At 33.6% G+C, this 16,541-nt stretch carries 11 protein-coding genes and 1 pseudogene; 3 read left to right on the top strand and 9 right to left on the bottom strand.

The features are described from left to right. Positions 1-53: 53 nt before the first annotated feature. From ACZZZT_RS01485 to ACZZZT_RS01475, 3 genes and pseudogenes are all read right to left on the bottom strand, one after another. A pseudogene (locus tag ACZZZT_RS01485) lies at positions 54-425 on the bottom strand (YraN family protein). 84 nt (positions 426-509) lie between these two features. Then, on the bottom strand, positions 510-1,409 hold the full coding sequence (locus ACZZZT_RS01480; protein ID WP_302094251.1) for a S66 peptidase family protein: 900 nt from the start codon (positions 1,407-1,409) through the stop codon (positions 510-512). 163 nt (positions 1,410-1,572) lie between these two features. Continuing rightward, on the bottom strand, positions 1,573-2,649 hold the full coding sequence (locus ACZZZT_RS01475) for a serine hydrolase domain-containing protein (protein ID WP_463459195.1): 1,077 nt from the start codon (positions 2,647-2,649) through the stop codon (positions 1,573-1,575). Between the two features lie 132 nt (positions 2,650-2,781). Between ACZZZT_RS01475 and ACZZZT_RS01470 the strand changes: the two genes are divergently transcribed. Together ACZZZT_RS01470 and ACZZZT_RS01465 are read left to right on the top strand one after the other, a co-directional pair. Continuing rightward, on the top strand, positions 2,782-3,888 hold the full coding sequence (locus ACZZZT_RS01470) for an endonuclease/exonuclease/phosphatase family protein (RefSeq protein WP_463459194.1): 1,107 nt from the start codon (positions 2,782-2,784) through the stop codon (positions 3,886-3,888). A gap of 121 nt (positions 3,889-4,009) precedes the next feature. Further along, a complete protein-coding gene (locus tag ACZZZT_RS01465) occupies positions 4,010-4,549 on the top strand; it encodes a 3-hydroxyanthranilate 3,4-dioxygenase (protein ID WP_463459193.1) in 540 nt (179 codons plus the stop codon). Between the two features lie 156 nt (positions 4,550-4,705). Here ACZZZT_RS01465 and ACZZZT_RS01460 read toward each other — a convergent pair whose 3' ends face one another. Next, a complete protein-coding gene (locus ACZZZT_RS01460) occupies positions 4,706-5,665 on the bottom strand; it encodes an MBL fold metallo-hydrolase (RefSeq protein WP_463459192.1) in 960 nt (319 codons plus the stop codon). Between the two features lie 181 nt (positions 5,666-5,846). Here ACZZZT_RS01460 and amaB point away from each other — a divergent pair, with 181 nt between their 5' ends. Next, on the top strand, positions 5,847-7,400 hold the full coding sequence (gene amaB, locus ACZZZT_RS01455; RefSeq protein WP_463459191.1) for an L-piperidine-6-carboxylate dehydrogenase: 1,554 nt from the start codon (positions 5,847-5,849) through the stop codon (positions 7,398-7,400). 71 nt (positions 7,401-7,471) lie between these two features. Here the strand turns inward: amaB and ACZZZT_RS01450 are convergent, their stop codons facing one another. The 5 genes from ACZZZT_RS01450 to nuoL form a co-directional block, all read right to left on the bottom strand. Beyond that, positions 7,472-10,231: a pectate lyase family protein gene (locus ACZZZT_RS01450; RefSeq protein ID WP_463459190.1), complete on the bottom strand. Its 2,760-nt coding sequence runs from the start codon at positions 10,229-10,231 to the stop codon at positions 7,472-7,474. Between the two features lie 582 nt (positions 10,232-10,813). After that, complete coding sequence (locus ACZZZT_RS01445) at positions 10,814-11,587, bottom strand: Bax inhibitor-1/YccA family protein (protein ID WP_042563247.1); 774 nt, start codon at positions 11,585-11,587, stop codon at positions 10,814-10,816. A 163-nt stretch (positions 11,588-11,750) separates the two neighbouring features. Then, positions 11,751-13,142 (bottom strand): NADH-quinone oxidoreductase subunit N, encoded by a 1,392-nt coding sequence (locus ACZZZT_RS01440; protein WP_463459189.1) that lies wholly within the window; start codon positions 13,140-13,142, stop codon positions 11,751-11,753. Between the two features lie 64 nt (positions 13,143-13,206). Beyond that, a complete protein-coding gene (locus ACZZZT_RS01435; RefSeq protein WP_463459188.1) occupies positions 13,207-14,646 on the bottom strand; it encodes a complex I subunit 4 family protein in 1,440 nt (479 codons plus the stop codon). A gap of 10 nt (positions 14,647-14,656) precedes the next feature. After that, complete coding sequence (gene nuoL, locus ACZZZT_RS01430) at positions 14,657-16,540, bottom strand: NADH-quinone oxidoreductase subunit L (protein ID WP_463459187.1); 1,884 nt, start codon at positions 16,538-16,540, stop codon at positions 14,657-14,659. Between the last annotated feature and the right edge of the window lies 1 nt (position 16,541).

Raw genomic sequence — 16,541 nt, 5'->3', positions numbered from 1 at the left:
GCAAATATAAATAAAAAAACAATTTGTTACAAATATAACAATAAAAAATTATGTTAAAAATGGTAAAAAGCATCTGTAAGATGTTCAATTGCAAATGTTTCATTGTTTTTTTGTACGGCAATTATGTCAAAACGAATTTCTAAATCTTCTTCAAAATCCTTTTCCCTATAGTTTATGTAGGCATTTATTGCTTTTACCAGTAATTGAATTTTTTTTGCTTGACAAAATCTTGAGGCAATCCAAAATCTGTACTTGATCTTGTTTTGACTTCTATTACAGCTAAAAAATTATCTTTTTGTGCGATTATATCTATTTCTGCCTTTTGAAAAACCCAGTTTCGATCGAGTATTTTATAACCATTTTCGCGAAGATATTCTACCGCAAGTTCTTTCTCCTTTTTTTCCGAGTTCGTTGTGTTCTGCCATTTTTGCTTTTTAGCCACGAAGTCGCAAAGACACAAAGTTAATTTCTTTGCGTCTTTGCGACTTCGTGGCTATTTTGAGTTTATATTATTTCTTAAAAGTAAGTGTGCTTCCGGATGCGTTTACATCAATTGTCACGGTGCTTCCCATAATTAAAGCTCTGTTATCCTGAATATGACCTGCCGGGAAATTAAAAATTACCGGGATATTGTATTTTTTAGTAACGTCATCAACAATTTCAACTGCATTTTTCCCCCATGGCACTTCGTTATCTTTCATTTTGGTCATGGCGCCAACTACAATTCCTTTTAGGTTTTCGATACAGCCATTTCTGCGTAAATTCATCATCATACGATCAATATGATATAGATATTCGTCTAAATCTTCAATAAATAAAATTTTATCCTTACAGTCTATTGCCGATTGTGAACCTAATAAACTGTATAAAATAGACAGATTTCCACCCACTAATTCGCCGGTTGCAGTTCCAAAACGGTTCATTTTATCCGGACCAACAGAGTAGGAAAGAGGTTCGCCAAATAAACTCGATTTCATTGAGCTAATAGCCGCAGGAGTCGCACGCGGAATCGTTACGGGCATTACACCATGAATTGATTTGTAACCCATCGTATTTAAATGGTTGTGTAAAACAGTAACGTCGCTAAAACCAATAATCCATTTTGGGTGTTGTTTAAATTTGGTAAAATCAAGTAAATCAATCATTCTAACAGTTCCATAACCACCACGAACACACCAAATTGCTTTGATATTTGGATTGTCTAATTGTTTTTGAAAATCAGCGGCACGCTGTTCATCAGTTCCTGCAAGTTGATTAAAATCGAGTCCAATTGTAGTTCCGACAACAGCTTCCAGACCCCAGCTATGCAATAAATCGATTGTAGGCTTTAAGTTGTCATCTATATTCTTTCTGGCAGTTGCTAAAATGGCTACTGTATCTCCTTTTTGTAAATAAGGTGGTGTGATCATGTTTTGTTGAGATTGACAGGTGAATGATTGTAAGGCAAAAATAAGAAATACGAATTTACAGCAAGCAAAGTGTTTCTTTAAGTGACGGAAATTATTCGTTTTCATGTTTTTTCTTTTGCTTAAAATTATAAATTATTTTTTAAATCAGATTTTGGTTAAATAATTAACCGCCATATTGGTTTTGCAATTTTTCTAAAAGCAGTATTAATCCTTTGTCGGCTTCTTCAGACTGTACATTTGCAAACAGAATAAAAGCTTTGTTTATTGCAGGGCAAATATACACTTTGGTTAAAAAAGTTCCCGGATTTCCATTGTGAAAAGAATATTGTAACTCATTATTCTTTTTAATTTCAGATTCCCATCCAAACGAAAATTCGAATAAACCAAAATGCATATAATTAAATTCTTTTGCGGTAAAATGTTTTGATTTTCCCAATAAACCCTGCAATTGCATTTGCGTAAATTTACAATAATCAGGCAAACTAACATTTACATTTCCTGCCGATGAAAGCCAGTTGAGTTTATAATTTAATGCCGGAGCTTCGGGCTTTAAATCTTCATCATGTCCCCAAGGCTGTTTGATGTCTTTTAAATTTGGCTGACTAAAATCAAAATCGATATGTAAACTTTTGCCTAAATCTTTTACCAGAGTTTCATAAGTTTTGCCTGTTGCTTTTTCGAGCATCAATCCCGCAGCAACATAACTTGGGTTTGACCAATAAACATCTTGTTTTTCTGAAATAGCAGGATTTTGTTTGAAAAACCAGGCGATAAATTCATAACGCTGTTGTTGATCGCTTCCCTTAATTTCTTTTTGGGTGGGCGTTTCATTTCCGTAAGACCATGTCGGTATGTGGGCTCTAAAAGTGATAAAATCCTGTAAAGTAAAATCGAAAGTTGCAGGATTGCTTTTTGCTTTTAGTTCCGGATAAAAATCAAAAAATTTTGTATCCCATTTTATTTTTCCTTCTTTAACCAACACAGCAGCAATATAACTTGTAATAGTTTTTGTAAGCGATCCTAAACGAAATTTATCATCCAGATTTGCTTTAAAATTGGTGTTAATTCGTTGATATCCCAAAGCTTCGATTTCTATAATTGAATCAGATGAAACAACGGCATAAGCCAATTCGGGAATATGATATTTTATTCTGATGCTATCTGCAAATGAACTTTTTTGCTGACTATGAGAAAGGTTGAAAACAATAAATAAAACAGCAGCAAAAAGATTTTTTTTCATTTTTTAATAAAGGAATTGAGTCAGCAAGTTACAAGACAAATTGCAATAAAAAAACACAAAACGAAAATTAAAATAAATATAATTTTCTTACAAATAATTAAATGCTTTACTTTAGATTTTTATTCAACACCAATGACACATAAGCGTAAAGTAAAGTTCTTATTCGTATTCTTTTTTTCAATTTCGTGTTTGTTTGCACAATCTAAAAAGTACACAATTCACACCGTAGCTTTTTATAATTTCGAAAATCTATTTGACACTATAAATGATCCAACTACACATGATGACGAATGGACGCCAACCGGAATTCAAAATTGGACAAAAGAAAAATATCAGCAAAAATTAAAAAACCTTTCAATCGTTTTGTCAGATATTGGAAGTCCGGAGAACCCAAACGCACCAACAATAATTGGTGGTTCTGAAATTGAAAACAGAGGTGTTTTGGAAGATTTAATCAAAGAACCCAAATTGCTTAAATTCGATTACGGAATCATTCATTTTGATTCTCCGGATAAACGAGGAATTGATGTGGCGTTATTGTATCAGAAAAAATATTTTAAGCCAACTTCATATTCAAACATACCTTTATATATTTTCAAAAATAAAGAGGCTATCAAAGAAGATGAAAAGGAAGAAACTGAAAACGAGGAAGTAAAAATAAAACATCAAAACAATAGGGTTTTTACAAGAGATCAGCTTTTAGTGACCGGCTATTTAGAAGGTGAAGAAATAAGCGTTATAATCAACCACTGGCCATCGCGCTCCGGCGGAGAAAAAGCTTCGAGTAAATTTCGTGAAGAGGCTGGCAAATTAAACAGAAGAATTATCGATTCGCTACAGCGTATAAATCCAAATGCAAAGGTAATTACGATGGGAGATTTAAATGATGGTCCTTATAATAAAAGTGTAAAAGAAGCTTTGGGCGCAAAAGCAAAAAAAGCAGATGTTCCTGAATTTGGCGTTTATAATCCTTTTGAAGAAATGTTTTATAAAGGAATGGGAACTTTGGCTTTTCGGGATTCCTGGGATATTTTTGATCAGATTATAGTATCAAAATCATTGATTGATCCTGATTTTGAATTATTTAAATTCTGGAAAGCCGGTATTTTCAACAGATCTTATCTTATCCAGACTTCCGGAAAATATAAAGGATATCCGTTGCGGCATACATTGACAGAAGTTGGTTTTAGCGATCACTTTCCGGTTTATATTTATTTGATAAAAGAAATGCATCTCTAGGGGTAATTGTAGAGGCGAACCGCAGTGCGTCTACGTTCCTATAATAAAATCTGATAAGGTGTTCTGCGGTGCGTCTCTACAAATTTCACTATCTTAGCTTTTCATAAAATTCTGAAAGAAAATGTCAATAGCAAAACCCTTTAACCTTACTAAATGGATCGACGAAAACCGTCATTTACTTAAACCGCCTGTTGGAAACAAAAATCTTTATGTAGATTCCGGTGATTATATTGTAATGATTGTTGCAGGTCCAAATGCCCGAAAAGATTATCATTATAACGAAACCGAAGAGCTTTTTTATCAGCTTGAAGGAAGTATAAAAGTGGTTATTCAGGAAGATGGTGAACGCAAAGAAATGGAATTACATGCGGGTGATATGTATCTTCATCCTGCAAAAATCCCACATTCTCCTGTTCGTTCCGAAGGTTCAATAGGTTTGGTAATCGAGCGCAAACGTGCCGGAAAAGGGTATACTGATGGATTGCTTTGGCATTGTGATAATTGCAATCATAAACTATACGAAGTGTTTTTTGAATTGCATAATATAGAGAAAGATTTCCTGCCACATTTTGAACATTTCTATAACTCTGAAGATTTAAGAGCCTGCGATAATTGCGGAACTGTAATGGAAAGTGATCCTAGATTTGTTGCGAAGAAATGATAGTTTTTTGAACCATTAAGAGATTAAGAAAAATTAAGTTTTTATACTTAAATAACTTAATTTTTTTAATGCTCAAAAACCTTTGTCAAAGTTTTAAACTTTGACAAAGGTCTACACAACAAAAATCTTTTTAATCTAATAATCTGTGGCAAAAAATTACAATTCAAAACGTTTCCCTTGTTCAGGATAAATAATTTTCAATCCTAAATCGTTTTGATTTTTGATTTGCTCTTTAATTTTAGTGATGTTTTTTGTTGGAGGTTTTAAATGTGTAATGATAATTTTAAAACCTTTTAAAGTATCTTTTCCTGCAAGTTCTTCCAAAACATGCATTTCCTGCATTAAATAATTAGGAGTCAAATGACCAAACAAAAATTTATCTGGTTGTTCATTCGGGAACGAAACTTCAATAAAAATTCCTTTCAATTGTTTGCTTTTTACCAGCGGAGCAATTGCTGTCCATAAATCTCGTAAATCGTTGCTTTTTTCTACAGCGTCTGGTCCTGTATCGCCGAGATATAGTGCATAATCTTCATTATTTTTAATTAGAAAAGCCGTGCTCTCAAAAGGGTTTACATGACTTAACGGAAACGCTTTTACCGTCATTGTTGTATTTGTTAAAGGAGTTTCTTCGTCAATATTTAAAGTTTGAAAGTGATATTTTTTCAAAGGAAAACCAACTCCGGCATCTCCAAAATTTGCCCAGGTTTGATCGTTAAAATAATGGTTTTCCATCATTTGCATGCATTTGTCAGTTGCGTAAACTGTTTTTGAAGAATCGGCAGGAGAATTAATGATTAAACCTGAAACGTGATCTAAATGTGCATGCGAAATCAAATATCCTTTTATATATTTTCGTAAAACTTCACTTATAGAAACTTTAAATACCTTGTTTTCAATTGCTTTTTCAATTCCCGCATTTACAGTTCCGGCGTCAAGGCAGATATAATCCTTTGTATTTATTGGAGCCAATAAATATGCAGAAAGATTTTTTTCGTCGATTCCGCCCTTTATTCCCAATGGAACAACTTGAAAAGAAGCTTTTTGTTCTTTTTGAGAAAATGCATTAAATGAGATTAAAAGGAAACAAAGTAAAAGCCTGTTGAAAGTGGTCATGTCCGTATTTTTTAGGATACAAATTTCATTAATTAAAGTGAATAAATAGAGGCTTATTCCTGAAATTCATATGAAATAACGCTAAATTTACGTTTATTTTAAAAGATCATTTAAATTGTATTTCAATTCGAAAATAATATCTTTACATAAAAATATAACAATTTTAACTAAAAAAGTTACAATGACAACAATAGCATCGCAATTTGGAATGAATGAGGCTCTGGATAAATTGGGCATCAAATTGATAAATGAAGGAACATCAACAGGAATCAATAATTTTTCATCAGGAGAAATTTTAGATAGTTTTTCACCTGTTGACGGAAAATTGATTGCTTCGGTAAAAATGTCAACTCAGGAAGATTACGAAAAAGTAATGCAGGCTGCAACAGAAGCTTTCAAGACATTTCGCTTAATTCCGGCTCCGCAACGTGGAGAAATTGTACGCCAGTTTGGAGAAAAATTACGTCAGAATAAAGAAGCTCTTGGTAAATTAGTTTCTTATGAAATGGGTAAATCATTGCAGGAAGGCTACGGTGAAGTTCAGGAAATGATTGATATCTGTGATTTTGCCGTTGGTTTATCAAGACAATTACACGGATTAACCATGCATTCTGAAAGACCGGGACACCGTATGTATGAGCAATATCATTCATTGGGAGTTGTGGGGATTATTTCAGCATTTAATTTTCCGGTTGCAGTTTGGGCCTGGAACACAGCTTTAGCTTGGATTTCAGGAGATGTTTGTGTTTGGAAACCTTCTGAAAAAACACCTTTATGCGGAATCGCTTGTCAAAATATTATTGCTCAGGTTATCAAGGAAAACAATTTACCAGAAGGTATTTCGTGCCTGATTAATGGCGATTACAAAATAGGAGAATTAATGACGGCAGATACACGAATTCCGTTAATTTCTGCAACAGGTTCAACCAGAATGGGAAAAATCGTAGCTCAGGCAGTTGCAGGGCGTTTAGGGAAATCGCTTTTAGAATTAGGAGGAAATAATGCCATAATTGTAACTCCGGATGCAGATATTAAAATGACCGTAATTGGTGCTGTTTTTGGTGCTGTAGGAACGGCAGGACAACGTTGTACATCGACGCGTCGTTTGATTATTCACGAAAGTATTTATGATAAAGTAAAAGATGCTTTGGTTGCGGCCTACAAGCAATTACGCATAGGAAATCCGCTTGACGAAAATAATCACGTTGGCCCCCTAATCGACACTCATGCAGTTGAAATGTATGCAATTGCATTAAATAAAGTTGTTGCCGAAGGAGGAAAAATTCTGGTTGAAGGTGGAGTTCTTTCAGGAGAAGGTTATGAAAGTGGATGTTACGTAAAACCTGCAATTGCCGAGGCTCAAAATTCATTTGCAATTGTACAGCATGAGACATTTGCTCCGGTTTTATATTTAATTAAATATTCGGGCGATGTAGATAGTGCTATCGAAATTCAAAATGGAGTAGGTCAGGGATTGTCTTCGGCTATTATGACAAATAATTTGCGTGAAGCTGAGAGATTTTTATCAGTAGTTGGTTCTGATTGTGGTATTGCAAATGTAAATATCGGAACTTCAGGAGCTGAAATAGGTGGAGCTTTTGGTGGAGAAAAAGAAACCGGAGGCGGACGTGAATCAGGTTCTGATGCCTGGAAAATTTATATGCGTCGTCAAACCAATACCATTAATTACACAACAAGTTTGCCATTGGCACAAGGTATAAAGTTTGATTTGTAATTAAATTAAATGATAATTAAGAAAAAAGGCTTCCAAATACGGAAGCCTTTCTTTTAAAATTTAGTTAGCAATTATTTCTTTAGAATGGTTTGATTAATTGTACCATTGGATGTGTAAATTTTCGCAAGATAAGTTCCGTGAATAAGTTTGCTTATATCGATACTTTCGGTATTTTTCCCTGATGAATTGACCAATGTTCCCGAAATATTATAAATCTCAATTTTTTCTACTGTTTGGTCTGAATTAGAAAGGTATAATACATTAGTAACAGGATTAGGGTATAAAACAACTTTTGCGGTTTCTGTTTCTGCAGTTGGTATTTGTGCTATACGTAAAGTGCTTCCGCTATATTGCGTGTTCATATAGAATAAGTTAGCTGTATCTTTTTTTGTTATTGTATGGTTTCCTGCAGCAAGTGTCACAGTCACAATTCCTCCTGAAGCAGTTTTATCTACGTTGTCCACTTTAATTGTTCCCGCCGTTTCAACAAATACCAAAGTCAAAGTGCTTGACTGAGTTGTTGTAAAAGTTATACTTGTAGATGACTCAATTTTAAGGCATTGTGTCAATGTCAAGCCGTTGTATGTTGCAGTTCCTTTTGTTGTAGATAGATTTCCCGTTATGTTGTAGAAAGAACTCGTTTTTCCTGAAGCTGTAAAATTGTGTATTTCATTTCCACCTGGATTATTTGTTGTTACCGTTATTGTTCCAGATCCTGTTGCAGCTGTTCCGGATGATCCGGTTGTAGCGATTGAATAAGATAAAGTTGCAGTTGGTGTTCCCGTAATAGTAATCGTTTTTGCAGTACTGTTTTTCACAAAACTAATTCCCGATGCCGGTAATCCTGTTACTGTTGCATCTGTTGCGCTACCTCCCCATGTAAATACGATTGAACCTATTGCAGTTCCGCTCGCAACTGTTTGATTATTATTGGCAGTTGAAGTTAAAGTTTGTGTTGAAGTTGCTGTAACAGTTATAGTTCCAGATCCCGTTGCTGGTGTTCCTGTTCCTGTTGTAGCAATAGAATAGGTTACAGTTGCAGTTGGTGTTCCTGTAATTGTGATTGTTTTTGCTGTTGTGTTTTTCACAAAGCTTATTCCTGATGCAGGTAAACCGGTTACAGTTGCATCAGTAGCATCTCCTCCCCATGTAAATACAATAGAACCAATTGCTGTACCACTTGTAACGGTTTGGTTATTGTTTGTAGTTGAAGTTAAAGTTTGAGAGCTTGCAGGAGGATTATTTGTCCCATCCTGAACAAATACTAAAGTTGTCTGATAATTCACAAGGGCAGCTTTAAGAGCTGTATTAACAGCATCTGCAGTATCATCTACAGCATTATTGAAAGTCCATTTTAAATCTCCGCCAGAAACGCGCCCTGCATATTGCATTACATTTGTTTTTGCAGTTTCAGGGCTATCAGGAGTGTAAGAATACATAACACTCGAATTAGTATCAAAATTGTTGTAAGTATTAGCGCCCTGTTTAGATTTTATACTGCTGCTGATAGTTTCGTTTCTTGTTGAAGCAATATAAGCATCAAATTCAACCGGATTTGTGCTTGCGTCATAACCTACAAAACGTGTTTGCCCGCTAATCGTGTTGTTGAATGCTTTTATTGTTCCGCCATTTTCACTTGAAAAAGTTCCTTCAGCCCCGTTATATACATCAGTTCCCTGCATCGAAGTTAGCATTGGATATTTGCAATTACGGAAAAAGTTATTTTCAACAAAAACAGATGAACCTAATGTTGATCCTACGCCGTATTTTGAATTTCCGTCATAATAATTATTGTAAACGTGAGCTGAATAATAGCGCACACGAGGATGACGAGAATCAGAATGGTCGTACCAATTGTGATGATACGTGATGTATAATCCCGCAGTTGTTCCTTCGCTTAATCCTAATAGATTTGATTTTCCCGAATCCCAAAAGTGATTATATGAAAACGTAACATAAGTTGACTTTTTGCAATCCATTGCTCCGTCTCCTTTTACCTGATCAGCATCACTTCCTGCATCTCCATAGAATAAATCGCAGTTGTGTACCCAAACATAATCGTTGTTTTGCTGTAATCCGATATTATCACCTTCGCTGCTGTTACAGTTCATAGTTCCAATATTTCTAACTTCGATATTAGAAGCGTTTTTAATTCTTATTCCCCATCCGTCTGCTACAGCATCGTTTCCAATACCTTCAAGAGTAATATAGCTGGATGCGTTTTTATTATTTTCTATCGCTATATCGCCACTTTGCATATACGATAGATCTGTAATTTGTCCCACCAAACGAACAATTAGTGGGCGTAAATCCTGGCCTTTCTTGTATCCATCCAAAATAGTTTGTAAACCTACGCAGGGATTTGTTGTTGCTCCCGTAACATTTAGTGATACAGTATTTTTTGTTTGTTCTGTAATGTATAGGATTACAGCATTACTTTTTATCGTACCATCAGCATTGTAACCACCTGGCACACGTCCGTTTGAAAAAGCGAAGCCAGTTCGATCCTGTGCTTTCACAGTAAGTGAGCCTGTTGTTGTGCCTGTTCCTTCTGTTCCTGAAATTACAGGTTTTATTTTTACGGTGTAGGTGCCGGCTTTTAGCCCGGGAATGTCCGCACGGAAATAAGATCCATAACTGCGAATAAGCTGATTGTCAATTTTTCGATCAGTAATTCCTTCGCCTGTATAGTATACATTATACGATTGAGCATTGCTTACAGGTTGCCATTTTACAAATACAGATTCGAGCCATCCTGTAGATTCGGTAATTTGTTGCGCCCATGATTGCATAGATAGCAAAAAAATCAAAATTAGTAAGTTTTTTTTCATAATAGTTGGTTTAAGGTTAGTAAAGAATAATTTGTGGTTATTTACTAATTACAAAAAGTGGTTTTATTGTAATCGATTACACAAAAATAAATAAAATTTCGATATTCAAAATATTTTTATCATAAAAAAACATATATAATAAAAAATATTATGTTAAATTATGTATTATGTAATAAATTGCATTAATTGTAATTTATTACATAATATGAAAAATATTTCTTAAGTATTATTTTTACTACACTTTTAAGTACGGGTTAAATTTTATAATCAAATTATTTTAATTATAAATAGGAGATTTTAGAGTAATAAAAGAAAAGGAATAAAGTACAGAAAAAGACTGTTAATTTGTTTTAAATAGTATAACTGCAATGAGTTTTTTGTCTCAATTTGGACTTAAATTTTGATAAACAAGAATGGAGTTTTGCTTTTTGGCGTTAAAAACTTTATTGATAATAGTATTGTGAAAAGTTAATTCACAACATAATTTCAATTAAAAAAAGATGTGGAGAACTAATATTTTGCAATAAAAAAGGCCTTTTTGAATTTTCAAAAAGGCCTTAGATTTTATGATTAAAAAAGAGATTAGTCTTTACTGGATAATTTTGATAATAATCTTAAAAATTCAATGTATAACCAAACTAATGTTACCATTAAACCCATTGCACCGTACCATTCCATAAATTTTGGCATTCTTTGCTGTACTCCTTTTTCAATTTGATCAAAGTCTAAAAATAAGTTCAAAGCAGCAATAATAATAACAAAAACACTAATTCCAATACTCATCATAGAATTTCCATGATGTACAGGAGTAAAGCTTGTAAACATAGATACCAGCCATGAAATTAAATAATAAGTTGCTATTGCTAATGTAGCGGCAACCACTACTGACTTGAATTGTTCTGTTACTTTTACGATTCTAAATTTATATAAACCTAAACAAACTAAAAAAGTAACTAAAGTTGCACCAACTGCGTTAATCACAATTCCAGGATACATTGCTTCAAAAATAGCAGATATACCACCAATAAATAGTCCCTCAAACAAGGCATATCCGGGAGCCAGATAAGGAGAAAGATGTGGTTTAAATGCAGAAATTACAACTAAAATAAGTCCAACAACGGCACCACCAATCGCTGGCAGCATAATATTAATTCCGTTAAACGCCATCCACCATGTTACCATAGCAGCTCCGCATAAAATTAAAAATAAAATTGCTGTTTTATTGATTGTACCCGAAACACTCATTTCCTGATTGTAATCAATAATTTGTGCTTGGTGTACCTCTTCAGCTTTTGACACAGCATTTGATGAAAAACGCTTGTTGCTTAAAAATGGATTTTTTGAATTGAAGTTCATATTTTAATACATTTAATTGACCCCAAATATATGGAGTTTTTTTGATGTGCAATTAGTTCTTCATTTTTTTTAACATGATTTTTTCTTCGGAATAAATTCATCTTAAAATAAAAAATCCATTCGTTAAGAGAATGGATTTTCTATATATTTTTTAATGAATTTTTTATCTCAATAAATCTAAAACTAATGAAGGAAATAATCCAAGTACAATATTTAATGCAATAGAGATTACAGCAACAGCATATATAAGAAATGGTTTTCCGGTACGTTCTTCGTTAGCTTCTTTAGAATACATTGCCAGAATTAGTTTAAAATAATATCCAACACTAATAATTGAATTAATAACTGCTACAATTACCAATGCTATATAACCAGCCTGAATCGTTTGGTCAAACAAGAATAATTTAGCAAAGAAACCTGAAAAAATTGGAATACCAGCCATAGATAACAATGATCCTGTTAAAATAGCAGCCAATAATGGATTCGTTTTTCCAAGACCGTGGAAGTTGGTAATATCTTCGTTATCCTGATTTTTACAAACATATAAGATAACACTAAAAGATGCAATTCCTGCTAAAGCGTATGCTGCAGTATAATATAACAATACACCCGCAGAAGTTGAAATAGTCAAGAAAGTCATCAACATAAAACCAGCATGTGAAATTCCTGAGAATGCCAGCATACGTTTTACATTTACCTGGCGTAATGCCATAATGTTTCCAACAGTCATTGACGCAATAGATACAATCACGACAATATTTTCAAAAGTTCCTAAAAGTTCCTGATTTTCAAGCGATGGAATAAAATTTAATCCCGAAATTAATTTAAAAAGGGTTGCTATAGCTATTACTTTAGCTAATGTACTCATTAAGGCAGTTGTTAAAGCCGGAGAACCTTCATAAACATCCGGAGCCCAAAAGTGAAATGGAACTGCTGCTATTTTAAAGAACATACCAATAATCATCAAGATCATTCCGATAGGAAACCAGATTGGTAATTCTGCAGATAATGAACTTTCGTGAATTTCGGCAACATCAAAACTTCCCATTGCTCCGTAGATCAAACAAATTCCAAATAAAATAATTCCTGATGCAAAAGATCCCATCAAAAAGTATTTCATACCAGCTTCGTTACTCTTTAAATTCAAACGGTCACTCGCTGCTAAAACATATAATGCAATAGATAGAATTTCGATTCCTAAGAAAAACATAGCCAGATTGCCAAAAGAAACCATTGCTACACCACCAGCTAATAAAAATATTTTTATAGCAATAAAATCTGAGATTTTAGTGGGATGGTTTTCATAAAAATTATGACTTAGCGCTACCAGGAAAATGGTCAGAATAATAAACAACGATGAAAAAGCAGTAGAGAATTTACTCACTGTAATCATGTTATTATAATAACTTTCTGTTGTGCCGAATTCTGAAAAATTAAGTGCCAAAACAGCCAGTAATCCAATTATCGTAAATGGAATAATGGCTTTTCTTAAATTAAGAATTTCAAATAATAGGCAGAAAATACCCAATCCTGTTATAGCTATTAATGTATTCATTTTTGTTTTTTTGATTTAGGAAACCGAAAACTAATGATGCCCTAATTTATTTTTATTTAAAATATTAATTTTTATTGATAACGTTTAAGATAGTTTCTAAACTTGGTGTTATCAAATCTGTAATTGGTTTTGGATAAAATCCGAAGAATATTAAAACCGCAATAATTACTAGAAATGATATTCCTTCATTAACAGAAACATCTGCAAAAGTTTTAGAATTTGTATCTCCCAACATTACATTCTGAAACATTTTAAGCATATAATAAGCTCCTAATATAATCGTTGTTCCGCCTAAAACAGCAAACCAAACATTAATTTGAGAAAGGCTATATAAAACGGTAAATTCTCCAACAAAGTTAAAAGTACTTGGTAAAGCAACTGACGCTAAAACCAAAATCAAAAACATTGAAGTAAATTTAGGAGATTGAATACGAATTCCGCCCATTGCGTCAATTTCTCTTGTTTCAAATCTTCTAAAGATAATCTCAGCAGCAAAGAATAAACCAACTACAACAAAACCGTGTGCAATCATTTGCAAAACTGCTCCGCGTAAACCGTCTATTGTTAAAGTGTAAGTTCCGGCAGCAATTAACCCAACGTGCGCTAATGATGAATAAGCCAATAATTTTTTTAAATCTTTTTGTCTTAAAGCAACAATAGATCCGTAGATAACTCCAGCGATTCCCAAAGCAATAAAAATGTTCATATATTCTTTTGCTGCAAGTGGCGCAATTGGCAATTGCCAACGAATAACACTATACAATCCCATTTTTAGCATAATACCAGATAAAAGCATTGTTCCAACTGTTGGTGCTTTTTGGTAAACGCTTGCCTGCCATGTATGAAATGGAATGATTGGAATTTTAATAGCATAAGCTAAAAAGAATGCAAGGAAAATCCATAATTGCTCACAAGCAGATAAATTCAATTTGTATAAATCTTCGATAAGGAAGCTTTTTGCTTTTGTATATAAATAGATAAAACCAATCAACATAAATAAAGATCCTGCAAGTGTGTAAATAAAGAATTTTACAACTGCTTTTCTGCGTTCTTCAGCATCACCATTCCCCCAAATAAGGGCAATAAAATATATAGGAATAAGTGATAATTCCCAAAAAATATAATATAAAAGTCCATCTGCCGCAAGGAAAGTTCCTGTCATAGCAAAGGCCATAAATAAGATTAAAGCATAAAAACCTTTAGCATTTTTATATTCATTTCCAAAAGAAGAAAATATAATGATTGGCGTTAGTGCAACAGTTAACAAAAGCATTGCAATTGCTAATCCGTCGGCATTTAAAACGAATGAAATTTTAGGTTGTGTAATCCAGGCGTTGACAAAACTAATGTTTTCGCCTGCATTAAAATGACTTAACAATACTAAAGAACAGCCTAAAGCCGCTAAACTAAAGAACAAAGCAACTTTTGAAGCTAGTTTGTCACCAACAAAATAAGTGGCAAATGCACCAATTAAAAGAATAATTAATATAAGAGAAACGTTCATAGTTGTTAAATTATTTAGCTAAAAATATATAGGAAACAATGGCGCAAAGACCTAAAACAAAGGCAAAAAGATATAATCCGATGCTTCCGTTTTGTAATTTTTTACCTTGAAAACCTATTTCATTGGTTACTTTTCCTAATCCGAATACAAGTGATGATAAACCTGTTTCGATAGTATCTCTAAAGAATCTTGATAATCCGTTTATAGAACGAACAAATATTGCGTCGTAAATTTCATCAACATAATATTTGTTGTAAAGTACTTTTGTTAAACCAGTAATGTTTTCATCTGCTTCAGGAACATTATCTTGTTTGAAGTATTTGATGTAGGCAATTAAAATCCCTAACAATCCGCCTAAAACAGCAACACCCATTAAAGTATATTCTGTAGTTCCTAAATGATGTTCTTCACCTGCCACTTTCGTGAAAAGCGGAGCCAAATATTCGTTTAACCAACTATTTTCAGGCAAACTAATTAATCCGCCAAAAGTAGCTAAGACTGCAAGAATCATTAAAGGGAAAGTAATTAAACCGTCACTTTCATGTAAATGATGTTTTTGCTCTTCAGTTCCTCTAAAATCTTTAAAGAAAGTAAGGAACATCAATCTGAACATATAAAATGCCGTCATGATTGAAGCAACAGATCCAATAACGTAAAGTGGAATACTGTGGTGAAAAGCAGTCATTAAAATTTCATCTTTAGAGAAGAAACCAGAGAAAAATGGCACACCTGAAATCGCTAATGATGAAATCAACATAGTCCAGAAAGTGATTGGCATTGCTTTACGCAAACCACCCATTTTACGCATATCTTGCTCTCCGTGCAATCCGTGAATTACAGATCCTGATCCTAAGAACAAACAAGCTTTAAAGAAAGCATGTGTAATTACGTGGAAAACAGCTACTTCATAAGCACCGAATCCTAAGGCTAAAAACATTAAACCTAATTGAGACACGGTAGAGTAGGCCAATACTTTTTTAATATCAGTCTGAACCAAACCAATTGTTGCAGCAACTAATGAAGTTACAGCTCCAACTATTGCAATTACAGTCTGAACATCTGGCGCTAAATCAAAAACAAAGTTTAATCTCGTTACCATAAAGATACCTGCAGTAACCATCGTCGCTGCGTGAATCAATGCCGAAACCGGAGTCGGTCCAGCCATCGCATCAGGTAACCAAGTGTATAACGGAATTTGAGCTGATTTACCACAAGCTCCAATAAACAAACATAAAGCTGCTAACGAAAGCAAAGGTATGTTTAGATTTGTCGCTCCGGCAATCGCCGTTTTTAAAGTTGCATAATCTAAGGTGGAGAACATTGCACCAAGAATGAACATTCCGATTAATAAACCTAAATCTCCAATTCTGTTCATGATGAAAGCTTTTTTCGCAGCATCATTGTAATCCTGGTTTTTATGCCAGAATCCAATTAATAAGTACGAACAAAGTCCAACGCCTTCCCATCCAATAAATAATACTAATAAGTTACTTCCGGTTACCAATGTAATCATGAAGAATATGAACAGATTCAAATATGCAAAAAACTTATGCATATTCTCATCGTCGTGCATGTAACTGATAGAGTATAAGTGAATCAATGATCCAATTCCGGTTACAAAAAGCAACCAAAGAACAGAGAGTTGATCTAATAAAAATCCTAAATCAATATGAAGATTACTGATCTGGATCCAGTCAAATAAAGTTACCTGAATGGCTTTTCCAGTTGAAGTAATTTGATTAAAAAGTATAAGAGTAACCACAAAAGAAACTGCTACGGCAACTGTTCCGATAATACCCGAAACCGTTTTTCCTAAGCTTTTCCCGAAAAAAACATTGATTAAAAATCCTAAAAAAGGAGATAAAACTAAGACTAAAGCTAAATTGGTATCCATT

It is taken from the genome of Flavobacterium sp. AC274, from assembly GCF_979258275.1.
The sequence above is the reverse complement of the archived record's forward strand: the minus strand, read 5'-3'. Positions and strand labels throughout refer to the sequence as shown.

Coding starts and splice junctions, on each gene's coding strand:
- ACZZZT_RS01440 (WP_463459189.1), bottom strand. CDS start 13,142: ATGAATACATTAATAGCTATAACAGGATTGGGTATTTTCTGCCTATTA.
- ACZZZT_RS01450 (WP_463459190.1), bottom strand. CDS start 10,231: ATGAAAAAAAACTTACTAATTTTGATTTTTTTGCTATCTATGCAATCA.
- ACZZZT_RS01435 (WP_463459188.1), bottom strand. CDS start 14,646: ATGAACGTTTCTCTTATATTAATTATTCTTTTAATTGGTGCATTTGCC.
- ACZZZT_RS01445 (WP_042563247.1), bottom strand. CDS start 11,587: ATGAACTTCAATTCAAAAAATCCATTTTTAAGCAACAAGCGTTTTTCA.
- amaB (WP_463459191.1), top strand. CDS start 5,847: ATGACAACAATAGCATCGCAATTTGGAATGAATGAGGCTCTGGATAAA.
- ACZZZT_RS01465 (WP_463459193.1), top strand. CDS start 4,010: ATGTCAATAGCAAAACCCTTTAACCTTACTAAATGGATCGACGAAAAC.
- nuoL (WP_463459187.1), bottom strand. CDS start 16,540: ATGGATACCAATTTAGCTTTAGTCTTAGTTTTATCTCCTTTTTTAGGA.
- ACZZZT_RS01475 (WP_463459195.1), bottom strand. CDS start 2,649: ATGAAAAAAAATCTTTTTGCTGCTGTTTTATTTATTGTTTTCAACCTT.
- ACZZZT_RS01480 (WP_302094251.1), bottom strand. CDS start 1,409: ATGATCACACCACCTTATTTACAAAAAGGAGATACAGTAGCCATTTTA.
- ACZZZT_RS01470 (WP_463459194.1), top strand. CDS start 2,782: ATGACACATAAGCGTAAAGTAAAGTTCTTATTCGTATTCTTTTTTTCA.
- ACZZZT_RS01460 (WP_463459192.1), bottom strand. CDS start 5,665: ATGACCACTTTCAACAGGCTTTTACTTTGTTTCCTTTTAATCTCATTT.